Origin of the sequence: Rufibacter ruber (genome assembly GCF_001647275.1) — a bacterium.
GTDB classification, from domain to species: domain Bacteria; phylum Bacteroidota; class Bacteroidia; order Cytophagales; family Hymenobacteraceae; genus Nibribacter; species Nibribacter ruber_C.
Genome location: NZ_LRMM01000049.1, coordinates 14,839 through 39,720 on the forward strand (window position 1 = coordinate 14,839; position 24,882 = coordinate 39,720).

General features: G+C 52.6%; 18 protein-coding genes and 1 pseudogene. 7 read left to right on the plus strand and 12 right to left on the minus strand.

Features of this window, described 5'->3' with window-relative positions:
• The first annotated feature begins 197 nt into the window (after nucleotides 1–197).
• Nucleotides 198–2,729 (plus strand): hypothetical protein, encoded by a 2,532-nt coding sequence (locus A8O25_RS16105; protein WP_066836747.1) that lies wholly within the window; start codon nucleotides 198–200, stop codon nucleotides 2,727–2,729.
• On the plus strand, nucleotides 2,621–6,772 hold the full coding sequence (locus A8O25_RS16110) for an Ig-like domain-containing protein (RefSeq protein ID WP_153042794.1): 4,152 nt from the start codon (nucleotides 2,621–2,623) through the stop codon (nucleotides 6,770–6,772). Before A8O25_RS16105 ends, A8O25_RS16110 begins: the two co-directional genes overlap by 109 nt.
• Nucleotides 6,773–6,897: 125 nt before the next feature.
• On the opposite strand, the gene A8O25_RS16115 is transcribed toward A8O25_RS16110, so the two are convergent.
• From A8O25_RS16115 to A8O25_RS16130, 4 genes are all read right to left on the minus strand, one after another.
• Complete coding sequence (locus A8O25_RS16115) at nucleotides 6,898–7,461, minus strand: GNAT family N-acetyltransferase (protein WP_066836750.1); 564 nt, start codon at nucleotides 7,459–7,461, stop codon at nucleotides 6,898–6,900.
• A 90-nt stretch (nucleotides 7,462–7,551) separates the two neighbouring features.
• Nucleotides 7,552–8,199 (minus strand): CatA-like O-acetyltransferase, encoded by a 648-nt coding sequence (locus tag A8O25_RS16120; RefSeq protein WP_066836752.1) that lies wholly within the window; start codon nucleotides 8,197–8,199, stop codon nucleotides 7,552–7,554.
• Complete coding sequence (locus tag A8O25_RS16125) at nucleotides 8,180–8,854, minus strand: Crp/Fnr family transcriptional regulator (RefSeq protein WP_066836754.1); 675 nt, start codon at nucleotides 8,852–8,854, stop codon at nucleotides 8,180–8,182. The genes A8O25_RS16120 and A8O25_RS16125 overlap by 20 nt, the downstream gene beginning before the upstream one ends.
• A 282-nt stretch (nucleotides 8,855–9,136) precedes the next feature.
• Nucleotides 9,137–9,385 carry a hypothetical protein gene (locus tag A8O25_RS16130; RefSeq protein ID WP_066836757.1) on the minus strand — a complete coding sequence of 83 codons (249 nt, stop codon included), beginning with the start codon at nucleotides 9,383–9,385 and terminating at the stop codon, nucleotides 9,137–9,139.
• 180 nt (nucleotides 9,386–9,565) lie between these two features.
• Here A8O25_RS16130 and A8O25_RS16135 point away from each other — a divergent pair, with 180 nt between their 5' ends.
• Nucleotides 9,566–11,161 (plus strand): M20/M25/M40 family metallo-hydrolase, encoded by a 1,596-nt coding sequence (locus A8O25_RS16135; RefSeq protein ID WP_082893697.1) that lies wholly within the window; start codon nucleotides 9,566–9,568, stop codon nucleotides 11,159–11,161.
• Between the two features lie 485 nt (nucleotides 11,162–11,646).
• Nucleotides 11,647–13,662 (plus strand): glycoside hydrolase family 97 protein, encoded by a 2,016-nt coding sequence (locus tag A8O25_RS16140; RefSeq protein ID WP_066836760.1) that lies wholly within the window; start codon nucleotides 11,647–11,649, stop codon nucleotides 13,660–13,662.
• Nucleotides 13,663–14,221: 559 nt separating this feature from the next.
• Here the strand turns inward: A8O25_RS16140 and A8O25_RS16150 are convergent.
• The 3 genes from A8O25_RS16150 to A8O25_RS16160 form a co-directional block, all read right to left on the minus strand.
• Nucleotides 14,222–14,803 (minus strand): hypothetical protein, encoded by a 582-nt coding sequence (locus tag A8O25_RS16150; protein WP_066836766.1) that lies wholly within the window; start codon nucleotides 14,801–14,803, stop codon nucleotides 14,222–14,224.
• Nucleotides 14,797–15,309: an RNA polymerase sigma factor gene (locus tag A8O25_RS16155; protein ID WP_066836769.1), complete on the minus strand. Its 513-nt coding sequence runs from the start codon at nucleotides 15,307–15,309 to the stop codon at nucleotides 14,797–14,799. The genes A8O25_RS16150 and A8O25_RS16155 overlap by 7 nt, the downstream gene beginning before the upstream one ends.
• Before the next feature lie 315 nt (nucleotides 15,310–15,624).
• The gene (locus tag A8O25_RS16160) at nucleotides 15,625–16,998 is read right to left on the minus strand and encodes a sulfatase (protein WP_066836772.1); all 1,374 of its coding nucleotides are present in this window, start codon (nucleotides 16,996–16,998) and stop codon (nucleotides 15,625–15,627) included.
• 707 nt (nucleotides 16,999–17,705) lie between these two features.
• Here A8O25_RS16160 and A8O25_RS16170 point away from each other — a divergent pair.
• Entirely contained in the window at nucleotides 17,706–18,743 is a 1,038-nt protein-coding gene (locus tag A8O25_RS16170) for an aldo/keto reductase (protein WP_066836776.1), read from the plus strand.
• A 324-nt stretch (nucleotides 18,744–19,067) separates the two neighbouring features.
• Here the strand turns inward: A8O25_RS16170 and A8O25_RS16175 are convergent, their stop codons facing one another.
• Nucleotides 19,068–19,517, minus strand: a complete 450-nt coding sequence (locus tag A8O25_RS16175; protein ID WP_066836778.1) for a hypothetical protein — start codon at nucleotides 19,515–19,517, stop codon at nucleotides 19,068–19,070.
• An 835-nt stretch (nucleotides 19,518–20,352) separates the two neighbouring features.
• Here A8O25_RS16175 and arsC point away from each other — a divergent pair.
• Entirely contained in the window at nucleotides 20,353–20,694 is a 342-nt protein-coding gene (gene arsC / locus A8O25_RS16180) for an arsenate reductase (glutaredoxin) (RefSeq protein WP_066836781.1), read from the plus strand.
• Here arsC and A8O25_RS16185 read toward each other — a convergent pair.
• Nucleotides 20,684–21,978: pseudogene (locus A8O25_RS16185) on the minus strand (TCR/Tet family MFS transporter). The gene arsC and the pseudogene A8O25_RS16185 sit on opposite strands and share 11 nt — an antisense overlap.
• A 3-nt stretch (nucleotides 21,979–21,981) precedes the next feature.
• Here A8O25_RS16185 and A8O25_RS23050 point away from each other — a divergent pair.
• The gene (locus A8O25_RS23050; RefSeq protein ID WP_153042795.1) at nucleotides 21,982–22,572 is read left to right on the plus strand and encodes a hypothetical protein; all 591 of its coding nucleotides are present in this window, start codon (nucleotides 21,982–21,984) and stop codon (nucleotides 22,570–22,572) included.
• A gap of 230 nt (nucleotides 22,573–22,802) precedes the next feature.
• Here A8O25_RS23050 and A8O25_RS16195 read toward each other — a convergent pair whose 3' ends face one another.
• The 3 genes from A8O25_RS16195 to A8O25_RS16205 are packed head-to-tail and all read right to left on the minus strand — an operon-like array spanning nucleotide 22,803 to nucleotide 24,651.
• Nucleotides 22,803–23,432, minus strand: coding sequence for an HD domain-containing protein (locus A8O25_RS16195; protein ID WP_066836788.1), 630 nt, complete (start codon nucleotides 23,430–23,432; stop codon nucleotides 22,803–22,805).
• 18 nt (nucleotides 23,433–23,450) lie between these two features.
• Complete coding sequence (locus A8O25_RS16200; RefSeq protein WP_066836791.1) at nucleotides 23,451–24,071, minus strand: carboxypeptidase-like regulatory domain-containing protein; 621 nt, start codon at nucleotides 24,069–24,071, stop codon at nucleotides 23,451–23,453.
• Nucleotides 24,061–24,651 carry an RNA polymerase sigma factor gene (locus tag A8O25_RS16205; RefSeq protein WP_066836792.1) on the minus strand — a complete coding sequence of 197 codons (591 nt, stop codon included), beginning with the start codon at nucleotides 24,649–24,651 and terminating at the stop codon, nucleotides 24,061–24,063. Before A8O25_RS16205 ends, A8O25_RS16200 begins: the two co-directional genes overlap by 11 nt.
• Nucleotides 24,652–24,882: the final 231 nt, after the last annotated feature.

Here is a 24,882-nt window from a genome sequence, read left to right on the forward strand (position 1 = left end):
AATTTATACTTGCCATTATACCAAACTCTAATATAAAAATATAAATTTAAAATGTTAAAACCTCCATATTTCTTATACAGAGACAATCAAATAGTAAAAAACATTCATCTGCCAAATTAAGGCATTCATCGAACCACTCCCTGTGCCAGGTTTATAGCAATTTAATTTTGGGGATTGTTTTAAACTAATACTTGAACATGCAGGGAAAAACCTTTACCCCCTACCACTACTGCATCAGCAAATGGCCCTTGCTGGTAGTTCTACTTATCCTGTGCTTCACCCCAGACGCACAAGCCCAAACCCCCGGCTTTATTTTTCAGAAGGCACTCAGCCCGGGACCAACGGTGCTGGACCCCAACGGAGATGTTTACATTTCTAAATTCAAAACAGGCTTTGTGGGCACCAATGACATGGGAACCCACAGCGAAATCACCTACCGCTTTCTGCCTCAGATGCCCTCTCCGGCAGGGCCCGAGCCATTAGCTGACCTCGTAACGGGTTCAAGCGGCGGCCACACAGACTTAGCCAATGTGCCCCTTGGTATGTACTATGATGGGACGCACCTATTGTTCAGAGTACGGTTGGGGGGAACCTCAACCGCTTCTAAAGGATATAGTTTTCTCTTAGATACAGATGGAGTTTTTAACAAGCAAAAGTTGGCAGATGGCACTCTGGTAGATTATACCACGCCCTCTAAAGTAACCAACTTAGGGTTTGAATACGAAGTTGTACTTGCCCTTAACTTTGACGTGGTGGTCTATCGGCATAAAGGTAGTGGCGACACGGGAGACCCCATGTCCAGCAATGTTATCTGGCGGGGCAGTGCGCACGGAGGATATAATAAGTATTTTCAGAAATCTATGGCAGCTACCACTGCTGGGGGGGATGCAGATTACTTTTTTGACTTTTATGTTCCGCTTTCAGCATTCAGTGCAGACGGAAGCATAGGAATATCCCCTACCACTCCCATGCGGATCAGTGGTTCTACCGTAACCAGTGCCCAAACAGGTCTGGAAGGTACCATCTCAGATATTGGCGGGGTAGATGACAAGAAGTACGGGAATGATAAACTTAAAATTTGGAATGAACTGATTCCTGATTTCCCCCCTACCTCCCCGCAAGATTTAGAGAATGGCGACTTTTGCCAAACTGCCGCTCCTGAGGCGCCCGTCATTTCTACTTCAGGTGGCGTAAGAACCACAACTACCACTATTACGGGTACTTCTACTGAGAATGGTGGTATCCTCAGAATCTACAGGAATGGGGTGGAGATCATTGCAACTAACCCAATAACGGTGAGCAATGGTGTTTGGTCTTTCCCCTTGCCTGCCGGTACTTCCTTGGCCTTAAATGATAAAATAACAGCTAAAGTAACAAGAGCGGCAGCATCTCCTTGTCCTGAACTTTCATCTGTGTCTTCTGCCACTGTAACGGTTGGCACCATTCAGTATGGAACCTGCACAACCACGGCACCTATTATTACAAGTGTTAGTGGAAAAGACGTTTTAAATGGAACCACTATTTATCCTGGCGCAGAGATCAGGATTTACAAGGATGGTATCTACTTTGCCTCAGTTACCTCCGGCACCACTCCTACCACCACGGGCGGCAGTACTTACAGCTGGACGTATAATAACACCCTATATTCGCGTGACTTCGGGTATCCAAGAGACGCCGGCAGTGAGAGTACTTCAAAAGACTATGCAACGGTTAACGCTACAGTGACTCCGGTGAATGGTTGTCAGTCAAAGCGGTCAAACAGTTACTACATGAACTCCACCTCTGCTGACAATTCAACGCCTAACACTACAACCGTACCACAAACCACCCTTACGCCTTCGCTGTCTACCACAAATCTTTGCTCCGGCGCCACTATCATTAGTGGAACCGCTGAACCTGGCGCTTTGATTTTCATGTATGTGAATGGGGTCCCCATTAACGCAAATGCTGACGGTGGCCTGGGTACAATTAGTGTAACAACTGTTAACGGGAGAACCCCCATTACCTATACGGCTCAGGTGACCACCGCTGCCGGCACACCTTTGAATGCTGATGCATCTAACACCGCCAGCTGGACAGTCAATATTTCAAGCTTTAACTTACAGGCAGGTGATAAAATTTCATTTAGGGCTGCTGTTCCAAACAATTCGGTAGGAAACGGGAACAAACCCAATTACCCCAGTAATTATGAAGGGCTTTCTGCGGCTACCACAGAACTTGAAATTGGTGCCTGCGCTGCAGCTGCCCCGGTCATTACCACCACGTCCCCTTGCCCTACTACTGCCAGCATTTCTGGTACTTCCACAGAGAATGGTTCGTTTGTTACGGTCTATCGCAGAGTTGGAACAACTGCCAATACAACAACAGACACCCGTCTCACCAATGCAGTAGAAGTTGTCAACGGTGCCTGGACTGCCAATATTCTGACAGGTTTTGCCCCTTCTGCCGGGAGCATTTTGTACGCGGTAGCTACTGCTCCCAATAAAACAGCAAGTGCCATCTCCAACCTGGCCACAGTTTCCACCCCGGGCACGGCGGCCAGCTATGGATTGGTATTGAATCCTATCAAGGAAGGTGCTACTGCATTACGGGTACCTCTACCATTAATGGTACAGGTACCGTGTATCTCTACATTGACGGTACTAAAATTGCTGGTACGGCAACGGTCTCCTCCAACGGAACAACTGCCGCCACCTGGAGTGTTTCCATTTCATCTGCCAACCAGTTGAACCTGTCCCCTGGCATTCAGGTAACGGCTTCTATTTTGCCAAGCGCTCCGGCCGGAATCTGTGAAAGCCAGCAGACAGCTGCTCAAACGGTCACCTGTTATGCTCCCTCCTCCAGTCCGGTAATCACTACCACTTCCCAGACCATTTGCCGTGGCAATGTGGCCACTGTCACCATCACAGGCGTTGAAGACGGGGTTATTTACCAATTATACAATGGTGAAACCGCCACTGGCCCCTCAGCGGTGGGTGACTTGACCGCCAGCACTTCCCTCACCTTAACGTCTGGACCACTGGCCGCCACTACTACTTTAAAAGTGAGAGCCTTTAGAGTAGGTAGTGCCTCCTGCACGGTAACCTTGAATGGTTCATCAGTGATCACTGTCAACCCAGGGCCTAATGCCTTTAACGTCACCCCCACCAGCTCAAATGTGTGTAACGGCAGCACGGCCATGGTCTCCCTTTCTGGATCTGAATCTGGCACAAGCTATCGGGTGCAGGTGTATGACGCCAATACTGACACTTATGTGAATAGCGGTGAAGCGGTTACAGGAACGGGTAGTGCTATTCATTTAACAACCGCAGCTTTATCTACCAGCGGTACTTTCAAGGTAGTTGCTACCTCTGGGTCTTGTACAGTAGACATGGGCAACACCTTCACCGTGTTTGTTCCTGCTAACAATTTAACCCTTACGCCTGCCACCCGCTCTATCTGTAACGGAGCCACCGCATCGGTGACCATTAAGTCGTCTCAAGCGGGGGTAACGTACCAGCTTTTCAACGGAACCACGGCCTCAGGCAGTGCAGTAGCCGGCACAGGCGGAGATCTCACCCTTACCACAGGCGCCTTGACAACTGTAGGCACTACTACCTTCAAAGTAGTGGGCACCACCTCTTCTCCTGCCTGTAGTGTGGAACTTACCCAAACCTTTGCAGTAACCGTAACACCAGCCTTAACTACTCCCAATATCACGCTCACCTCCACCAACCCACTTTGTGATGGCGGTACAGCTACCATACGGGTGAATAGCTCACAATTAGGGGTAACTTACCAGATTTACAATGGCAATTATACCAGCGGTTCTGCGGTAGTGGGTACCGGTGGTGATATAGTGCTTACCTCTGCCAACTTAACGGCCAGTACTACCTTAACCGTAAGAGCCAGTAATACCTGCGGGAACACCTTAACAAGCAATGGTGTGGCCGTTACGGTGACCGCCATTCAGGCATACACCGTATCACCTACCAGCGCGTCTATCTGTTCTGGCAGTACGTTTACCGTGACCCTGGCCAACTCAACCGCCAGCACTACCTATACCCTGAAATACTACAATCCTGGCACCAGAACTTTTGTAGACTTCAGCCCGGTGGTATCAAAAACTAATACCTCCACCCAAAGCGGTGCCTTAACCTTAACTGCCCCGGCATTGTCAGCCAACACTACCCTAAAAGTGGTGGCTACCTCAGGTTCATGTGCTAAGGACATGCTGAATACTGTAGATGTATCTGTATCTTCCACCACGGTGACCTTCTCTACTTCTACCCAGAAGATCTGTGCTGGTTCTGCCGCATCAGTCACTATTCTGAACTCACAGTATGGTGCCATATACCAGTTACAAACCGTAACCGGTACTACCCCAACCTACACCAACACAGGTGCATCAGTGACGGGTACTGGTGGAGACATTACGTTAACCTCAGCGGCGTTCAACACCAACAGCACCAATACCCTGCGTGTCTTGGTAACACCGAGCGGCTGCCCTGCCTTTGGATCTTCTACCTTTACAGTAACCGTGGCTTCGCCAACGGCACAGACGGTAACAAGAGACACGCCAGCCTCTATCTGCTCTGGTAGCACCAGCACGCTTTCTTTAGCAGCATCTGAACTAGGCGTGACCTATCAGATTTATGCCAACAATGTGGCCGTAGGCTTACCCGTTCAAGGTAACGGTGGAAAGATTTCATTGACCACTTCGCCTTTGACAAGCACCACCACCTTAAAGGTAGTGGCTAGCCAGTCTGGCTGCAGCAACGTAGACATGACCAATAGCTACACCATTACGGTGGGTACGCCTAATACCGTTTTCACAGTTGCTCCAGCCTCACAGAATATTTGTGCCAACGGAACGGCGCAGGTGTCCCTGTCAGGTTCTCAGAGCGGAGTTTATTATCAGTTGTACAATGGGAATACCGCCACAGGTGCGCAGGTAGCAGGAACTGGAAGTGCCATTACGTTAACCTCCGGTGCTTTGACAGCTAACGCCACTTTAACAGTGGTAGCCCTATCTGCCAATGCCTGCGGCAATACCACCATGGATGGGTTCTCCGCAGTGACGGTTTCACCAATGCCGCTCAAGCCAACTGTTACCTCATCTGCCTCTACGCTCTGCGGCACCGGTAACGTAACCTTCACAGTGGGCAACTTAGTGAACGGGGTGTCTTACCAGTTGTACAAAGACGGGGTGGCCCAAAACAGCCCCATCACTTACACCGGTTCAAACGCCATCTCTTTCACCTCAGCCATAAGTGCTGCCACTACAAAGTTCACCGTGGTAGCCACCAATGGGACCTGTACCCCCGCCACTTCTGATGAAGTCACCATTACTTCTGTGACCCTTGCAACACCTGTCATTGCCTTAGACAACGCTACTGTTTGTAAAGGGAACTCAGCACTTCTGTCTGTGACCAACCCTGCCAACGGCGTAGTGTATAAGTTGTACAAAGACAATGTGTATACCAACCTCTCTGTCACTGCCGCTAACGGTACGGCCACTTTCTCAGTAAACACCGCTGGTGTGTACAAAGTGGTGGCAACTTCTAGCGGTTGTGAAAGCCTGGCCTCCAACACGGCAACTCTCACGGTAACTGAGGCTCCTTCTACTTATGCATTGGCTTCCGCCGCCACACAGAATGTTTGCAGAGGTTCAAAAGCTACTATTTCCATTGCTGGTTCTGAGCAAGGGGTGGTGTACCAACTAGTTAATCTGTCCACCAACGAGCCTACCGGCACACCGGTGACAGGAAACGGCTCTATGATTTTCCTGTACACAGATGCCATCACTGTTGACGGCACCTATAACTTAAAAGTAACCGCCACGAATAGCACCTGCGGCTTTACAACAGAGATGGGAGAGACCTCAGTGATAGTGGCGGAATGCCCAATTATGTATGAGGTGGAGCCGCCCTATACCAAAGTAACCTATACCACCAATGAGGTTATCGCTACGCCTGTTTTAACCGGTTGGACCTATACCGGGCCCCTTACCTATACCGTAATAGAAGGAACGCCTTTGACTGGCACATCAGTTGATCCGGTAACAGGGAAACTGTATGTTTCAACCAGCACCATGAGCACGCTGCAATCTGGTACCAGAACCCTGAGAATTTTAGCCACTGATCAGTTGGGCGCTACCCGTACCACCTACATGACCTACTCCATCAATGATGCCGATGCAGATGGTTACGAACGCGCTGGAGGCATTGAAGTGCTGCCGGTGCAACTGATTTCCTTCTCTGCCACTCCAACGGTGGCCGGTGTACAGCTGAAATGGAGTACTGCCTCTGAGAAAGACAATGACTTCTTCCAGATTGAGCGTAGCCAGGACGGCAGAACGTTCACGGCAGTTGGGAAAGTGCAAGGGAACGGCAACAGCAATACCGTAAAACAGTACGGCTACTTAGATGCCACCACCACTGCTAAAACCCAATACTACAGGTTGAAGCAGGTGGATTACGACGGCAAGTTTGAGTACTCCAGAGTGATCAGTGCAGCAGCGGGTAAAACCGTAACCCCTGCCCAACCATTGGTTTTCCCGAATCCGTTTGTAAAAGAGTTCACGCTCAGTCTGACCAGTGAAACGGCCATGAATGTGACCGTTGAGCTACGTGACCTGCAGAACCGGGTAGTAAAAACTCAAAAAGCCGTGTTGGTAAAAGGAAACAACCATCTGCCTCTAACCACAGACAACCTGCCGGCTGGCACGTACCTCCTTAATGTAACCGGCAACGGGTTAAGGCTGGTGCAGAAAGTGATAAAAACCAATTAAGCCCCACAAACACGGGAGGTAAATTTTAAAAGGCCGGGAGTTCCCGGCCTTTTTTTGTTTCTGTTTTTCTGTTTTCGCAAAACAGGCCAAAAACAGAACGCATCAATAAAGTGGTGCGGCAAAGGCTACCGGGTGTCATTCAACTTGGCGAAGATATCAAGGCTAATGTAGCGGCCGTTCTTTATCTCGCAGTCAACCATGGTTCCTTCATGGGTGAAATGTAGTTTCCGCACGGCTTTTTTACAGATCTCATTCTCCGTCTCCACCAGCCCTTCAATACGGTGGAGCCCAAGGGGGCCGAAGGCATACCCAAAAATAAGCGGCATGGCTTCGGGCATGATGCCCTGGCCCCAGTACTCTGGCAAAAGCCAGAACCCTATTTCAGCTTTTTTGTGCGCCAAACTTATGCTGCTCAGCCCGCCCGCCCCATAGAAAAGCTGGTTGTCTGCAGAGCACACCGCCCACCAGATGCCGGTCTGCTGGCGCTCATTTGCCCAGAACCAGTCCAGCTGGGTTTGGGTATCTTCCAGGCTGGTGTAGTTGACGCCGTAGTAGTTGATCACGTCTGGGTGGGAGAGGCCCCGGAATACATTCTCCAGGTCAGAGGGTTGGAACCGGCGCAGCAACAGGCGCTCGGTTCTTAGTTCCGGAAAGGCAAGGGGGAGAAGACTCTCTGGCAAGGCATTCATATCTCTGACACGTTCATTCCCAAAGGTATATTTTTCAGGGGAAACGCAGAAAGTATCACCGCCTACGTCACGCTTTTGAGAAGGTAGCCTTTATTCCATAGAGCAGATGACCGCGTTCAGCTGCTCCAGGAACAGGTGAAGGTGGTAACCATCGGCTAAGGCATGGTGCAGGGCAATGCTCATCGGCAAGGTTACTTTCTCCGCGTGAACTTCTATTCGGCCGAAGGCGATTTTAGGTACCCCCGCCTCCTGCGGATTGACGGAGGTGGCATGCTCCATTCCCTTGAAGGGGAACCAGGGGAGGGTGGTCATGTGCAGCAAATCGGGGCCCTGGTGACCAATAAACACGTCTTTGCTCTTCTTGGCATCATCAATCAGGGCGCGGGCGTGCGCGCAGAAGGCGGGCAGTGAATCTTGATGCGGCAGGCTCACAAAGGCAATGGTGTGGTTGTCTTTGAGCACGGTGGTAGAAAGGTCCAGCCCCTCATACAACACCACCTGCCCGTTCTCCAGCCGCAGCCGGAAGTTCTCCGTGGCGCGGGCGGCCTGGAGCGTGGCATAGAGGTACGCAAGGAAAACAGAGGTGTTTTCTTGCCTGCAGAACCGGTGCAGCGGCGTAAGGTCTACCTGGGTGTGTACATTGAAAAAGGGCTGTGTAAAGGTTCTAAAGAAGTTGAACTGCTCTTCCCGCTCCCAGCCCTCAAGGGGAATTCTCTTTTTATTGTATTTCGAAATCATAGGTTGCTAACCGTTTCTCAATGCCTTTTCTGTTAGTGTGCACCACCAGACTGCCTCTGGTTTGCAGGAGTTGCTCTTCCTCCAGCTGGGCCAGCAGCCGGTTGAGGTTGCGCTGCGAGGTGCCCAGCAACTCAGTGAGCAGAGGCTTGGAGATCTGCAGTTCATTGAGGCGGGAAAGCTCCCGTAACACAATAAGCAAGGTGTAGATGAGGCGGTTTGTGCTCTGGATAGACGTCTGCAGGGAGGTGTTCAGCAGTTTAGAGGCCATGGAACGGTGCACCAGCAGGTTAAAGTCTGCCTCCTGCGCCAGCATCTTCAGAAACTGCACCGTGCTGATGTGGTAAAAGGTGCAATTGGTAAGCGCCTGTACGGTGCTGAAGTAGGGCATGTGCATGATAGCCTCCACATCACCCTCCACTTCGCCCGGGCCGAACACCCCCAGCGTAAACGAGGAACCGGCGGCGGTGGTTCTGGTGACTTTCACCAGACCGGCGGCCAGGATATAGACCCCTTGGGGAGTGGCGCTTTGCTTCAGGAGAACCTGCTGGGCGGCGGCATGCACCTCGGTGATCTGGTAACGCTCCAGCAGCGCCGGGTGCGCCTGCATAAAGAGAGTGACCTTGGTGCGGTACTCGGTATAGAAATGCTCATCCATGCTGCAAACTTAGGTGTTGCGCCCGGCGCAAGAAAGGACATTTGTCTTCCTCTGAAAAGGGGGGAGAGAGAGTACCGTTGGGTTTTCTGTTTATGGCCTGTTTTCCAGAAAACAGGCATAAACAGAAACCAACGGTACTGGCTGCAAAAAGCACTTCAAACGGGATAGAGCAAGGGTACCAGTGTCTTTTGGGCGGCTTACATTCGCCACCAGAGTCAAATTCCAATCAACTTCCAGCAGGGCCAGAGAAGGAACTCTAGTAGCCTGTTCCCCGCTGCCACCTCAAAAATCCTGCACCTCAATAGAACCTACATACGGCTCCAGTACCTGCAGGGCAGGGGCGGTAGGCTTGAAGTTGGTGATGACCTCCAGCCCGTCTTTCTGCCAGACCTCTACCAACTGGTGCTCCAGTGAGTAAAGATGAATCTCCCAGCCTTTGTACTCGCGCTTAGACAGAAAGCTGCCTTGCTGCCTGAGCACCTTTGCCTGCATCCAGCCGGGGAGCTTTTTAAAGAGATTATATTCAAACATGAGGTTTTCAGCCTAGGGTTACTTTCTAAAGGTCAGCCAGACCAAATAAGTTTCCTGCTGAAAGATAAACAGAATCTGCCTGACAGGCTACGGTTCTGCTGACATGGAAAGGAGTGCGGGCACGTTCTGAAAGATGGCAAATCCTTGTTTGGGTGCGGGCATGTTTCCTATATTAGCCCCATGAAAACCGAATTAATCTCTTCCCGTTGGAGAGGCGCCCGTGCCTTTTCCCGGTCCCTGCTCCTGTCTTGTATGTTGTCGGCGCCGCTGGTACAGGCCCAGCAGAAGCAAGACCCCATGGTGGCCAACATTGTCAAAGAAGCCAACCAAAACTCACAGCTTGAAAAACTGGCCCATGAGCTGGTAGACGTGATTGGCCCGCGCCTGGTAGGCAGCCCGCAGATGATGCAGGCGCACAACTGGGCGGTTGAAAAATACAAAGGCTGGGGTATTTCGGCCAGAAATGAGAAGTGGGGCGAGTGGCGCGGCTGGCAACGGGGCATCTCCCACATTGACCTGGTGCACCCGCGGGTAAGATCCTTAGAAGGCATGCAATTGGCCTGGAGCCCCGCCACCAAAGGCAACAAACCGTTGGTAGCTGAAACCATTGTGCTGCCAGACCCCGCTGATTCCCTGGCGTTCCAGAAGTGGCTGCCCAACGTGAAAGGCAAGCTGGTGCTCATCTCTATGCCCCAGGCCACCGGCAGACCAGACTACAACTGGCAGGAGTTTGCCACCAAAGAATCTTTTGAGAAAATGAAGCAGGAGCGCACCGCCCAGACCAATGCCTGGAATGCCCGCTTCAAGAAAATGGGCTACACCAGCCGCACCCTGCCCGCCGCCCTGGAGAAAGCCGGTGCGGCCGGAATTGTCACCTCTAACTGGTCAAACGGTTTTGGGGTGAACAAGATCTTCAGTGCCTATACCAAGAAAATTCCCGCCGTAGACATAGCCCTGGAAGATTACGGCCTGGTCTACCGCCTCACTGAGTCTGGTCAGAAACCCAAGCTGAGCATCAAGACTGAGGCCAAGGAGCTGGGCATGCAGCCCGCCTTCAATACCATTGCTGAGATCAAGGGAACAGAGAAACCAGACGAGTACGTGATCCTTTCGGCGCACTTTGACTCCTGGGACGGCGGCTCTGGCGCCACTGACAACGCCACCGGCACCATTGTCATGATGGAGGCCATGCGCATTCTCAAAAAGCTGTACCCTAACCCCAAGCGTACCATTCTGGTAGGCCACTGGGGCAGTGAGGAGCAGGGGCTGAACGGTTCCCGCGCCTTTGTTGAAGACCACCCGGAGATTGTGAAGAACGTGCAGGCGCTGTTCAACCAGGACAACGGGACCGGCCGCGTGGTGAACATCTCCGGACAGGGTTTTTTGCATGCCTATGACTACCTGGGCCGCTGGCTGGCCAAAGTGCCTTCTGACATCAGAAGCCAGATTGAGACCAACTTCCCCGGCTCACCGGGCGGCGGCGGCTCTGACTATGCCTCTTTTGTGGCGGCCGGTGCCCCTGCGTTCTCATTAAGCTCCCTCAACTGGTCTTACTTCAACTACACCTGGCACACCAACCGTGACACCTATGACAAAATAGTGTTTGATGATGTGCGCAGCAACGCCATCTTAACCGCTATTTTAGCCTACATGGCCAGCGAAGACCCGGCCAAGACTTCGCGCGAGCGCATTGTGCTGCCGGTTAATCAAAGAACCGGTGAGCCAATGAAGTGGCCTGAGCAGAGAAGCCCCACCCGCAAAGGAGGGGTTGACTAACCTCCCTTCGGCTTTGCCGATAGTGGAGTTTTACAGCAGGGGCCGGGTCAAAAGACCCGGCCCCTGCTGTTTTTGGCCTGTTTTTCTGAAAACAGGCCAAAAACAGAAAGACTTAACTCCTGACATACCCTTGGCTCTTAGAGCATGTTTACATTCATCTTACATGTTGCAAGTCAACATTGCAGGAGTCTGCCATTGCTCCTTTTCCTTTAAGTTCATCAACAAGCGCTCTTAGCGAAAGACGGCAACAACAGCTGTGCGCCATTTTGAAGGGGTGGTAGTTAGGCTGGGTTCCCGGCTTAAACTTACTTCTGGTATCTTGAAATAAAGGTGGCGAAGCGGTGCAAGAGTGCCTACTGGATTCTTGGCGGTAGTGGGTTTGAAGCGTTAAAAAAAGCCCAGCAGAAGGAGAACAGGCAAACTTTTCTTTCATCTCCAGCCTATTCTTTGTAAGTTGAGAGCTATTTCTCACCAACCACCCCTGCATGATGTATAGACTTTTGTTTCTGATCCTGATGGTAAGCGTAGGACTCTCTGCTTCGGCCCAGCAACAACACACCCTTCTCTCCCCAGACGGGAAAATCACAGTAACGGTAGACCTCAAAGACAAAATCACCTACGGCGTGCGCCATGAGGCAGACGTAGTACTTGCACCCTCTCCCATTTCAATGAAACTGGCCGGCGGCGAAACCCTGGGCGCTCAGCCAAAGCTGCAGAAAGCCCAGAAAACTGCCGTCAACCAGACCATTCAGGCGCCAGTGTACAAGCGGGCTATGATCAACGATCAGTATAATGAACTGGTCCTGACTTTCAAGGGCGACTACCGCGTAATTTTCAGGGCTTACAATGACGGGGTGGCCTACCGGTTTGCAACTTCTAAAAAGAAAGACTTCGTGGTAGAGGGAGAAGAAGCCACCTTCCACTTTCCGGCTGACCAGACGGCCATTGTGCCCTACGTGAAACTGGAAAAGAAAACGTCTACAGAGAAGAAGTCCTCTATTGAGTCTCAGTTCTGGAACTCGTTTGAAAACACCTACATTCACAGCCCTTTGTCTAAGCTGGACCCTAAGCGGCTGGCGTTTCTTCCGCTGGCGGTAGAGGTTACCCCCAAAAAGAAGGTGGTCATCACTGAGGCTGATCTGGAGAATTACCCGGGCATGTTCCTGGCCAACCAGAATGGCGGCACCTCCTTGAAAGGGGTGTTTGCGCCCTACCCTAAAAAGGTGGAGCAGGGCGGGCACAACCAGCTACAGCTGCTGGTGAAGGAGCGGGAGAACTTTATTGCCAAAGCCAAGGGCACGCGCCTGTTCCCGTGGCGCACCCTGGTAATCTCGTCACAGGACAAAGAGCTGGCAGACAGTGATATGGTGTACAAACTGGCTTCGCCGTCACGGGTGAAAGACGTGTCCTGGATCAAACCGGGAAAAGTGGCCTGGGACTGGTGGAACGCCTGGAACATTGGCGGGGTGGACTTCAAGTCTGGCATCAACAACGCCACCTACAAACACTACATTGACTTTGCGGCGGCAAACAAGATACAATATGTCATTTTAGATGAAGGCTGGGCGGTAAAACTGCAGGCAGATCTACTGAAGGTGATTCCTGAGATTGATTTGAAAGAAATTGTCAGCTATGCCAGACAGAAGAAGGTAGACATTATCCTTTGGGCGGGCTACCACGCCTTTGACCGGGACATGGAGAACGTGACGCGCCATTATGCCAGCATGGGCGTGAAGGGGTTCAAGGTTGATTTCATGGACCGCGACGACCAGCAGGCGGTAGAATTTTACAACCGGGCGGCTGAGATTGGGGCTAAATACAAGATGCTCATAGACTTTCACGGCGCCTATAAACCTACCGGCCTGCAGCGCACGTACCCCAACGTGATCAATTTTGAAGGCGTGCACGGCCTGGAACAGATGAAGTGGTCTGACCCTGATGTTGACCAGGTGACCTATGACGTGACCATGCCGTACATTAGAATGCTGGCCGGGCCCATTGATTATACCCAGGGCGCCATGCGCAACGCCACCAAGGCCAATTACCGCCCCGTGTACTCAGAGCCTATGAGCCAGGGCACCCGCGTGCGCCAGCTGGCCATGTACGTGGTGTATGAGGCCCCCCTGAACATGCTGGCAGACAGCCCCACCAACTATATGAAAGAGAAAGAAAGCACGGCTTTTATTTCGGCGGTGCCGGAAGTATGGGACAACACAGTGGCGCTGGACGGAAAGATAGGAGAGCACATAGCCATTGCCCGCCGCAAGGGGAACGAGTGGTACGTAGGTGCCCTTACCAACTGGGATGCCCGTGACCTGGAGCTGGACCTGTCCTTCCTGGGCGAAGGTTCTTTCCAGGCCGAGGTTTTCAAAGACGGGGTGAACGCAGACAAGCTGGCCTCAGATTACGTGCACCAGACCGTAGAGGTGCCGCAGAACCGGAAACTGAAGATCTCCATGGCCCCCGGCGGCGGCTACGTGTGCAGAATCTACAAAAAATAAAGGGGAACATCACGTACCCAGGAAAGCAGCGGCTGGCATTTGGCCAGACCGCTGCTTTTTTTATTCAGAAATGGGGTGGGCTGCCCAGCAACCGTCGCCAAAAGGTGGAGTGGCTTTTCAGGTACGTGGTACGGCCAGACCTGCGGGCTGGTGGCGGGGCAAACTCACGGCTGCCGGTACAGCGGGTCCTGTCTTTCTGTTTTTAGCCTGCTTTTTTGAAAGTAGCCCAAAAACAGATGAGGCGGCCCCCAGTAAGGCGCAGACCCCGCTTGTGACAGGAAGTAATTCTCCCACTAGTGGCAGTAGGCTGTTTCCTGTTTTCGGCCTGTTTTTCTCAAAACAGGCCAAAAACAGGAAGGAGGTCTCTCTTGCACCCGTGTCTTTTTTGTGATGGCTTTCTTGTAAAAAGGCAGGAGCAGTTTCTTCTTCTACTTTCTTCCCCCTGAGAAAAAGATCAGCGAACATGTGCAGGAGGGGCGTCAACCAGCAAGGCGTTCCTGGCTGGCCCGCAGGATCTATGCAGGAGAACAGAGCGGTTTCTCTGCTTACTTAGGCATATTTACTCCTTTAGGGCAGATAGCGCGCGCTCCACTTTTATCAGGAGGGGTTGCAGCTCGTGCTTAAGGGCGTGGCGGTTGGCCAGGTAAATAAATACACTCATGCCCAGGATAATCCCCAGATTGAAGATCATCTTCCCCAGGCTTAACGGGAAACCACAGATAAACAACACCATGCACACGGTGAACGGGAGAATGTACCAATACCAGGCGCTCTTCAGGAGCTGCGCCTGCCGCAGCAGGTACTGGCGGTACTGGTGCAGATACTCCTGGAGCGGGGCCGAAAAATCCTGAACCCGGTTCTGGCGGGCGCGCTTTAACTGAAAGACAATGAGCAGGCACCACGGGATCACCAGCCCGGCACCCAGTTTGGTCAACGGGAAGGGCATGAGCCAGGCGGTGAGCGCAAACACCGGTAGTACCACCAACGCCACCCCAATTTCCCGCCGGTCACGGGTTTTAATCTTTTGGTCTGTTGCCGTAGCCTCAGCCCTTATTTCCTGTAACAAGACCTCCTGGTTGAGGTGTATCTGGCTTGGCGAAGGCCCCTTCTGCCAAAGGTTTTTCAGATCCTGGTCTAGCATAATGTTGGTTGTAAACAGGTGAACAGTTTCTCTCTGATGCGTTTCATTTTCACGGCCACGTGGTTTTCAGTGAGGCCGGTGACGGTGGCAATTTCCTTGTAGGGCACGTCTTCCAGGTACAGCAGCACCAGTGAGCGGTCAGTCTCGTTGAGTTTCTGGATGCAAGCCTGCAGGGCCTGGAGCTGCGCCTCCTTTTCCGGCTCTGCCGAAACCTCTGGCAGGTTCTCAAACCGGATGCTGTCTAGCTGTACTTTCTTTTTCTGCTCCTTCTGGCTTTTGTGCCGGGCCTGCCAGCAGACATTCAGGGTGATGCGGTAGACCCAGGTGCGCACCTGCGCCTGGCCCCTGAACGTGGGCAGCGACTTCCAGATCTGGAGTACGGTTTCCTGGAACAGGTCCTGGGCTTCTGCCTGGTCACGCGCATAGGAGCGGCAAATCCGGAAGAGGCGGTCTTTGTCGGTTTCCAGGAGTTGCAGGAAAAGCGTTTCTGGTTGTGGTGGTTCCATGGGCAGAGAATTGGCCGGTACACCAGATTAGTGGGCGCATCCCCTGAAATATGACAGGTTAAGTAAACTTTTTTTTGCGGAAAGGGCATGCGTTTTTGGGGCTGTTTTTGGGAAAACAGCCCCAAAATAGAAAACCGCTTTTTGCTGCCACTGCCTAGGGCGCAGCCCTGCGGGCTAAAAGCGGCCAGGGCAGTGGTACCCTTAACTTGGATAAACGGTAGAATGGGTTCACCGGCGGCTGCAACAGAGCAGAAGCTGTTCCTGAGGCCTTGCTTTCATAGGCGCGTTTGGGGTGTGTGGGAAACCTGTCTTTTCCTAGTCTTCCTTGCCCTTAGCTTGTACGTTCTTCTTGGCTTCATCATAAGTAGGGTTGGGCGAAGGGAGTTGGGCGTTGCTCTGGGTGAGCCAGGTTTGAAGCTTACGGTACAGAGCCTCTGCGTCTTTGGGGTGGGTGGCGTAGAGGTCTTTCTGCTCGCTTATGTCGGTAGACAGGTCAAAGTACTCTTTCTGGCCGGTTTCATAGTGGTAGACCAGGCGCTTGTTTCCTTCTAGCACCGCGCTGTACATGGTAGAACCGCCCCGGTGGTAGTGGGGGTAATGCCAGTACAGCTGGGCATGCAGCGGCTTTTGATAGGGAGCCCCGGTGAGCACCGGCAGAAAGTTGGCCCCGTCATAGGTTTTCACGTCTGTGGCGCCAGCCACGGCCGCCAGGGTGTTGAACAGGTCCATGCTGATGATAGGCTCTTCTGAGGTAGTGCCGGGTTTTATCTTGCCGGGCCATGAGAAGATGGCCGGAATGCGCACACCGCCCTCATAGGGCCCGCCTTTGCCGGCGCGGTAGGGCAGGTTGGAGGTGATCTGCTTCTCGGTGTTTCTGGCGCCAATGAGGCCGCCGTTGTCGCTGGTGAAGATGACCAGCGTGTTTTTCTCCAGGTTCAGCTTTTTGAGGTGGTCTATTACGCGGCCCACGTTCTCATCCAGCTCTTTGATCATGCCCGCGTAGGTGGGGTTCTGCTGCTCACCCGTGGCTTTTTTGGCTTTGAAATAGTCAATATCGGTTTGCCTGGCCTGCAACGGCGTGTGCACGGCGTAGTAGGGCAGGTACACAAAAAAAGGACTGCTTTTTTTCTCGGTGATGAAGTTCAGAGCGGCATCTGTGAGCTCTTTGGTGTCTTTGCCACCCGCGTTGGGGTCTGTGCGCTCTTTGGCGTTCTGGCCCTCCACGTACACATCAAAGCCCTGGTGCTCCGGCCCGTATTTCTTGTCGCGGCCCAGGTGCCACTTGCCCATGGCGCCGGTGGCGTAGCCCTGTGTTTTGAGCACTTCGGCCAGGGTGGTTTCGTCTAGTGGCAGGAACATGGTCCAGTCTGGCACCTGCAGTTTGGCGTACGGCATGTTCTGGCCGGCAATCCAGTCAGTGAGGTGCAGGCGGGCCGGTGATTTGCCGGTCATGAGCGCCGCCCGGGTGGGCGAGCAGACGGTGCAGGCAGAATATGCGTTGGTGAACCGCATGCCCGAGGCCGCCAGTTTATCCAGGTTGGGGGTCTCGTAGAAACTACTTCCGTAGCAGCCCAAATCTGTCAGGCCCAGGTCATCAGCCAGAATTAAGATGATGTTGGTTTTTTTAGACTGGGCCGGTGCGCTGAGTGCCGCAAAAATGAAAAAGAGAACAGACAGAATTTTTCTCATGGGTTGCCTCTGGTTATAGCCGCTACGTTGGCTGGTTATTCTACAGGGAAGGTAGCAAATGCAGAGCGTTTCTTTTTCTGGTTGGTCAAGCCGTCTACAATATTGTTATGATTCGCTACTTCTTTTTTAGAAAGACACCGTTGAAAGCAAGAACCAAACAGTGAACATGCGGCTGGGCATCTGGTTTGGACCTGTTTTGGAAAAAGTAGCCCATAAACGCCCGTGGCGCGGAGGCGGCCTGGGCAGCGGCTGTTTACCCGGGTTGTTGCCCCAGATACCCGCTTAACGGGAGGCCTTTCGCCCTTGTTCGCGTAGGCTGTTTTCGGCTGAAAGCCACGTTGTTCTGCCTCTTTTCTCCCGCCTGCGGCCTGTGGCCGAAAGCAGCCCCACTTGCCGGCAGGGAGCGGGAAACAGGGGAGCTTTTCAGTAAATTCCCTTCGGGCGCAGGCCGGGCCTTTTATTAAACAGACCTTAAAGAAGGGGCAGGGCAGCGGGGCAGAGGCCGGACCCCGCGCACCCTGGACAGTGGCAAGCGGGGAATTTCTGTTTTTAGCCTGTTTTCTGGAAAACAGCCCTAAAACGCCTGCTGTCTCTGGACCCGGTTTCCTGAAAGTGACCAAGCTGTTTGGTAATAATTGCTTTTACAACCATCTGGTTTCCACTAAATTCGTTCAACAGAGGAGACTTCACTCCAAACCCATTGAACTATGAACTATACTCTTTTAGGCGACACCGGCGTGCTGGTCTCTGAGCTTTGCCTGGGGGCCATGACCTTTGGCGGCGACAACGCGGGCATGTGGTCGCACATTGGCAAACTGCAGCAAGACGAGGTCAAGGAGCTGCTCAAACATTCTATAGATGCGGGCATCAACTTTATTGACACCGCCAACGTGTACTCGTTTGGGCAGAGCGAGCAGCTGCTGGGCGAAGGGCTCAAACAGATGGGCGCCAACCGCCATGACCTGTTCATCGCCACCAAGGTGCGCGGTAAAATGGGCGAGGGCGTGAACCAGCAGGGGCTCTCCCGGTACCACGTTTTCCAGTCAGTAGACGCCAGTCTGAAGCGCCTGCAGACAGACCACATTGACCTGCTGTACGTGCACGGGGTTGATGTTGCCACGCCGGTAGAGCAGATTGTGCAGACGCTGCATGACGTGGTCATGACCGGGAAAGTGCGCTACGTAGGCGTTTGCAACTGGCCCGCCTGGATGGTTATGAAAGCCATTGGCATTGCCCGGCAGCACGGCTGGCACCGCTTCAAAGCCATGCAGTATTTTTATACACCCGCCAACCGAGACGCAGAGAGAGACCTGCTGCCGCTGGCGCTGGACCAGAGCCTGGCATTTCTGCCCTGGAGCCCGCTGGCAGGTGGTTTTCTGTCAGGCAAATACACCCGGGAGCAGACCAACACCGGGGGCGAGTCACGGCGTGATACCTTTGACTTCCCCATCATTGACAAAGAGAAAGCCTATGACATCATTGACGTGCTGAAAGAGATAGGCCAGAGGCACCATGTGTCTGCGGCAGAGGTGACGCTGGCATGGGTACGGCAGCAGAAAGGAGTGACCAGTACTATTATAGGTGCCAAAAAAGTAGAGCAGCTCAAATCAAACATTCATTCAACGCAGGTGCACCTGTCTCCAGAAGAAATTCAGCAGATCAACCAGGCCAGCCAGCATGACACCGGCTACCCCAACTGGATGGTGGAACGGCAGATGACCGGCCGGTTCCCGGAAAGAAAATAAAATCAATGGTTTTTCCGCCTTGCGGAAGAGGGTCAGCGCCAAAAGCGTTTTTGGGCTGTTTTTCAAAAAACAGCACGCTTTGATAGGTGCAGATCACAGGGCTTGGCTGGGAAGCAACCTGCCCCCCAAAGTGGGCGCACCTGGAGGTTGCGGTTGGCAGCGGTTCTTTGGGAACTAAACGTACCCTGGAAAGTAACCCCGTAGGCTCTTATTGGCCAGATACAGAAATCCTGCTGTGAGGCAGAAACTATTTTGCAGAATTTGATCCGGCCCTTTCCGCTGGCCAAACCCCAGCCACCCGTAAGTCAGGTCATAGAAGCTACCCTAGGCAACCGCCCACTGGGGGAAACTACTGGAAGAAGACCTCAGCCAGTCCAGGGCATCTGCGGTGGTATGAAAAAATTTGAGTTCATAGCAGGCATCGCCGGTCATGAGGCAGGACTCCAGCTCCCGGGCATGGTTGGGGTCTTCAGGCACCACCAACGCCAGTTGCCTTATGTCTTTGTCACAGAGGTTAGGAACCAGATAGTGTGTAATCCAGAGGTGGTCTTCTGGTAAGGAGTACCCCCGGGCGCGGCTGTCTGACACAATTTTTTTTATGCGGTACTGGCCAATGAAATCAAGGTACCGCCTGTAGCCCTCCTGATATTCCCGGGAGCTTGGTGCCTGCACCCAGGTGTGCATCAGTATGTGGTCTTGGGGAAACAGCTGTACCTGGTACTGCTGATTTTGCTCTAGCGTAATAGGACCCTTGTTCATAACAAAGTAGATCATTCGTATTTAATTTTCTATAAGTAGTCAGTAATAGTACAAGTGTCGCTTGCTGTCAGGTAACCTGCTTGCGCTGAGAAGAACACACAGATACCTATTCCTTATACTTCAGAAATAGTAAAAAGGTAGGTATGACGAATACTTTTTAAAGAAAAATAATAATTAGGAAACGTTAGGGGCGGGAGAAAGGGCCGGGGTTTTGAAACTGGTAGCAGCAAGCAGAAATCTCTTCGTTTTCAGCACGTTTAAAAGGCTGGTCTTTGCCCTCACCCACTGCTATTGGTCTTTCCATGGTTTTTAAAAGACTTATTTAACATCATTGTCTTTTTAAATGCCTTGGCTCCGGTAGCCCCCTCAAACACGGGAGGCCGTGATCTTCTCCCATACGCTATATGAACATGTTTGCATTTCAGGCATCAGAAGAACCTGATCTGGCGGTTGACTCGCACCATAGCGCTGTTATGCTGTCTGAAAATGCTGCCAGAGCCTATTGTTTACACGTTTTGGCCTGAAAAACCAATATAGACAAGCTCTAACAGGCAAAGCTGCTACCCTCCGTTTCACAGGAGGAATTGCACCGGTACAGGCCGCGGGCCTGAGGGTAGGCATGGGGTTATCATCATTAGCTTGTAAGTACTCAGGCAAGTAAAACGAAACAGTGAGATGGTGCTGCCTGTTTTGAAAACTGAAGCGAGTTTATCTGAATATAAACCAACCGGCTTATCTTTGGAAAACAATAAATGAAGTGCCCCCGCAAAAAGAGGGTGCCAGGTTCGCGAAAGAACTGGTGCAGATCTTTTGGCGGGGAAAGTAATCTTCCAGCCCTAAGGAACCCGCCATGATCACCATCTACCATAACAACCGGTGCAGTAAAAGCAGGGAGGCACTGGCCTTATTGCAGAACTCAGGACAGCCTGTGCAGGTGGTCCCTTATCTTACAGATACGCCCTCTGTAGATGAGCTTAAAGCGTTACTGGCTAAACTTCAGCTTGGGCCGGAGGACCTCATCAGAAAAGGGGAGAAGCTGTACAAGGAAGTATATGCGGGGCAGCACCTTACCACAGATCAATGGCTTCAGGTACTTCAGGAGAATCCTATCCTCCTGGAGCGCCCCATTGTGGTAAACGGTGACAGAGCCGTGGTGGCCCGGCCACCGCAGGTAGCCCTCACTATTCTGTAAGACCAGGGGTAACAGCCGGAGCTTCGTCTGGCGGGGGTAAAAGGTCTGCTGGCGGGGCGGGTGGGGCAAGCCGAAGGTCATGCCGGGAAAGGGACCGTACCGCCAGCACCACACTCACCACGGTCAGAACCGCGCCCATCAGAAATGGGGCGCCAGGGAAGTACAAGTCGGCTCCACCACCGGTGAAATAAGCGAAGAGGTACGTCATGAGGGGAGGGCCCACAATAGAGGTGACGCTGACCAGGCTGGTAAGCCCGCCCTGCAATTCGCCCTGTTCATTGGGGGGCACCTGGGTAGAGATAATCCCCTGAATGGCGGGGCCGGCTATCCCCCCCAGGCAGTAAGGCACCAGAAAGACAAACATCATCCACCCGGCCGGGCAAAGGCAAAGAGCAGAAACCCCACCGCGTACAGGGCCAACCCATAGTAGACTGAGCGCTTATTTCCCAGCCAAGGGTTAATGTACCGGATGAGCCCTCCCTGCACAATGGCCACCATAAGCCCCACAAACCCCAGTGAGCGGCCTACCATTTTCTCATCCCAGCCAAATTTTTCCATGGTGACATAGCTCCAGGTGCTCTGGGTGGAGTGGGCGGCAATGTAAATAAAGATGAGCGACCCTACCAGGCCCGCAATCACCGGATAGCGCTTCAGGTGCAGCAGCGAACCCACCGGATTAGCCCGCTTGAACACGAACGGCCGGCGTTGATCTTTGGGCAGTGATTCTGGCAGCATGAAGAAACCGTACAGCCAGTTTAACAAAGTAAGCCCGGCCGCCGCGTAAAACGGTACCCGCGCCCCATACTGTCCCAGTTCCCCGCCAATTACGGGCCCAATTATGAACCCCAGCCCAAAAGCCGCGCCCATCATGCCAAAGTTCTGCGCCCGCTTCTCTGGGGTGCTCACATCTGCAATGTATGCGGTGGCGGTAGTCATGCTGGCCCCGGTGATACCGGCTATGATACGGCCTGCAAAAAGCCAGGCAATGCTGGGGGCCAGGGCCAGCAAAATATAGTCAATCCCAAACCCGAAGAGGGAGAACAACAGCACCGGTCGGCGGCCGAAGCGGTCAGAGAGATTGCCCAGCACCGGGGAGAACAGAAACTGCGGCACAGAGAAGGCCAGCATAAGCCAGCCTCCGTACACAGAGGCATCACTCAGACTGCCGTTAATCAACTCACTGATCAGTTTGGGGATAACCGGAATAATGATCCCAAACCCAATCACATCTATGAGCAGGGTGACAAATATAAACCCGAGAGCAGCTTTACGTTGGCCTTTCATGCTGTGTTAAATTTTAGCAATAATGCTAAAAATACTGGAGGAATTATAGAAGTAAAAAATGGGAAGTTGTTCGGCGTGCAAAAGAATCTGTTCATCCTGCAATATAAAGTGTCTGCTTCTGTTGATCGAGGGAATGGCCAGCTTTGCCTTCAGGCAGGATTGACTGGTCTAAAAGGAGCCGTTGGCCTGTTTTTATGGTGCAACTTTGCAGCATCAAATCACACAGAACTCCACACCATGAAAAAAGTAATTCTCGCTTTCGCCCTGTTCGTATCTGTTGCAGGTGTTACTACTGCGAATACCCCCGCTAACAGTTCAACGGCCACCGTTGTCACTTCGGCCCGTGAGTTAGCCAATGCCCTGCTGTTAAATGAAGCACAGTATGTAAAAGTGAAGACCCTGGAGGGTGTGAGAATAGAGGAGGTGAAAGCTGCCCAGGCCTCTTTGACCGGCGACGCCCTTACTGCCAGCCTGGCGGTCATTCAAGAGAAATTCAACAACGCCCTGCTGTTGATATTAAACCCGGCGCAGCAGAAAGCTTTTGAGGCTTTGAAAAGCGGGCAAGGGGTTCCGGCTATTGCCCAAGGAAAGTAGAGACAGACAAATTATATATATACAAACAACCCTGAAAAGACCCGCTCCTAAGAGCGGGTTTTTTTTTGACGCTGCTGTTCGGCGCTAAGGGAACTTAAACGTGTGCGCTGGTTGCCATATTTCTGCAATCCTCTTTCGCCTTCTGTTGATCAGTAAGCAGATGCCTGTCTAAAGCGGGTCAGGTAGCCAAAGATGGGGACACAGTGAACGGCTGGGGTAAGGCCTTTCTGTCACCTGGCAAGTATGTCCAATTCCCGTCTCAGGTTTTCTTTCGCCTGCGCCTCAAACAGGGTGGTGAAATGGCCGGTTTTAAAGATCTGTTCCTGGTCCAGGAAATGTTGCAGAACCTTTTTTCGGCCGGGTTTGTAGAGAACATCTGGGTAGACGCTGTATTCTTTTCTGATTAGCTGCGTGTACTCCCAATACGTAAGCCACCCGCTCCCCAAGATGGATAAGTCCAGGTCAAGCAGCAGGTTGGTATCTGGTTGCGGTTGCCGCTGGTGCTGCTTTGTAGCCAAGATCATGTGGCCCAGCTGGTCAAGGTCTGCAGGGGGAAGCCCCAGCCCTTTCATGCGCTGGCAGGCCAGTTGGGCGCTCTTCTCCTCGTTGTCATTCCGGGTGGTTTTATAGACCGCATCATGGTAGAAAATGGCCAGCTTGAGCAGAAGCGGCCCCTGTGCACGTACCTGGTGGGTTTCTGCCAACTGCAGCATACTCTGGATATGGTGCAGGGTGTGGTAGTGCCTGTTTTTACCAGAGTACGCAGCCTCCAGTTCAGCCCATAACTGCTGGATACGCGTTTCCTCCTGCGTAAAGTTCAAAAGCAAGTCTTGCCAAACAGGATAAAGGGCGGGCGTCATCTGGGGCCGTTCTAAAGGTTACTCATAGGTCAACGTAATCTGTAAGGGGAAAGCCGAAGGGTCAACGGACACCTCCTGAACGGCGAACCTGGGGTGTTGAATCAGGAGAGAGGTATTACCGGCCGGAAGCGTAACGTAAAAGCCCCCCCCGGCATCTGTCACCCCCAGAGAATCCTGATTGCCACTTAGCACAAGAGCGCCAGCCACCGCTTCGCCCAACGGGTTCACCACGTGCCCAGACACCTGTATCGCCTGAGCGGCCGCGTGGGTGGTGCCGGGCCTTTTCTTCAGGTTCTGGATCTGATACTGCTGGTAAAACGCGAAGGCAATACAAAGCAGCACCACTATAATGACCGCCGCGGTTTGCCAGACCGGAAGCAGGAATGTTCTTTTCTTGCGTTTCTTTGCCTGGATCAGTTTCTTTAACCGTCCTCTGGTTTCTTTCACTGCTTTCTGCACGCGCCGGGGCGGGGTCACGGTCATTCCTTCCACCAGGTCACTGCAAAGGTCACAGGAAAGCAGGTGCCGTTCTATCTGGTGGTGCAGATGGTCTGGCAGGGTATGGGCCTGGTACTGTCTCAGCAGTTCCAAAGGAGGATGTTCCTCTGTTTCCAGTTGCGGAAGTTGGTTACTGCTCATAGTTTTTCTTCATGTAAATCATCAGGTTGCGTTTGCCGTTCTGGATGTGGCTCTTCACTTTGGCCAGTTCAAACCCTGTACGCTCCGCAATTTCCTTATAGCTCTGCTGTTGCAGGAAAAACAGTTCCAGGCAAATGCGTTGCTCTGGGCCCAGGGTGACCAGGCCCGCCTCCAGCACCTGCAGCATTTGCTCTTGTTCCGGCTCCTGTTCTGTAATAGTCAATGCCCAGGCGGCGGTTTCCAGCTGGGCGGGATTGCTTTCGTCTAAAGGGGCCTCCAGCCGGTTTCGGCGGGACCTTAGCAGCATGAGGCAATGGTTGCGGGCAGTGCTGTGCAGCCAACTCTTGAAGTTGGCCACCTCATGTTTGCGCAGAGAAACGAGCAGGTTCTCAAAGATCTGCATGGTGGCGTCTTTGCTTTCCTCCTCCTGCTTGAGGTATTTGAGGCAGACCAGGTACACCATTTCGGTATACCGCTGAAAAAGTTCTCCCACGCAGTCTACGTCACCCGTTTGCTGGTATTGCTCTACCAGTTCCTGGTCGCTGGGTGGCTTGGAGCGGGAGAAGAGTTTCAGAAACATGCGGCAGGGGTAGCGTTAGGTCATTAAAGAAACTGATTATTTCCCAGGGGGGAAAACAAAAACCTGTTGGTTTCTACCTGGTAGATGCAGCGGCGGGTCAATTTCCATAGGGTACCCCGGAAAATAATCCCCCTTGGGCAGAAAAGGCCAGAAAATGGCAGGCAGATGGGGAAAGGCCGCCTGGTCTGTTTTTGCTGTTTCTGTTAAACAAAGCCAAAAGCAAAACCAGGG

What these genes read in the sequence shown, in the direction of transcription:
- A8O25_RS16160 (WP_066836772.1), bottom strand. Translation starts at nt 16,998, where the DNA reads ATGAGAAAAATTCTGTCTGTTCTCTTTTTCATTTTTGCGGCACTCAGC.
- A8O25_RS16140 (WP_066836760.1), top strand. Translation starts at nt 11,647, where the DNA reads ATGATGTATAGACTTTTGTTTCTGATCCTGATGGTAAGCGTAGGACTC.
- A8O25_RS16170 (WP_066836776.1), top strand. Translation starts at nt 17,706, where the DNA reads ATGAACTATACTCTTTTAGGCGACACCGGCGTGCTGGTCTCTGAGCTT.
- A8O25_RS16120 (WP_066836752.1), bottom strand. Translation starts at nt 8,199, where the DNA reads ATGATTTCGAAATACAATAAAAAGAGAATTCCCCTTGAGGGCTGGGAG.
- A8O25_RS16175 (WP_066836778.1), bottom strand. Translation starts at nt 19,517, where the DNA reads ATGATCTACTTTGTTATGAACAAGGGTCCTATTACGCTAGAGCAAAAT.
- A8O25_RS16125 (WP_066836754.1), bottom strand. Translation starts at nt 8,854, where the DNA reads ATGGATGAGCATTTCTATACCGAGTACCGCACCAAGGTCACTCTCTTT.
- arsC (WP_066836781.1), top strand. Translation starts at nt 20,353, where the DNA reads ATGATCACCATCTACCATAACAACCGGTGCAGTAAAAGCAGGGAGGCA.
- A8O25_RS16135 (WP_082893697.1), top strand. Translation starts at nt 9,566, where the DNA reads ATGAAAACCGAATTAATCTCTTCCCGTTGGAGAGGCGCCCGTGCCTTT.
- A8O25_RS16205 (WP_066836792.1), bottom strand. Translation starts at nt 24,651, where the DNA reads ATGTTTCTGAAACTCTTCTCCCGCTCCAAGCCACCCAGCGACCAGGAA.
- A8O25_RS16130 (WP_066836757.1), bottom strand. Translation starts at nt 9,385, where the DNA reads ATGTTTGAATATAATCTCTTTAAAAAGCTCCCCGGCTGGATGCAGGCA.
- A8O25_RS16105 (WP_066836747.1), top strand. Translation starts at nt 198, where the DNA reads ATGCAGGGAAAAACCTTTACCCCCTACCACTACTGCATCAGCAAATGG.
- A8O25_RS16155 (WP_066836769.1), bottom strand. Translation starts at nt 15,309, where the DNA reads ATGGAACCACCACAACCAGAAACGCTTTTCCTGCAACTCCTGGAAACC.
- A8O25_RS16150 (WP_066836766.1), bottom strand. Translation starts at nt 14,803, where the DNA reads ATGCTAGACCAGGATCTGAAAAACCTTTGGCAGAAGGGGCCTTCGCCA.
- A8O25_RS16115 (WP_066836750.1), bottom strand. Translation starts at nt 7,461, where the DNA reads ATGAATGCCTTGCCAGAGAGTCTTCTCCCCCTTGCCTTTCCGGAACTA.
- A8O25_RS16200 (WP_066836791.1), bottom strand. Translation starts at nt 24,071, where the DNA reads ATGAGCAGTAACCAACTTCCGCAACTGGAAACAGAGGAACATCCTCCT.
- A8O25_RS16195 (WP_066836788.1), bottom strand. Translation starts at nt 23,432, where the DNA reads ATGACGCCCGCCCTTTATCCTGTTTGGCAAGACTTGCTTTTGAACTTT.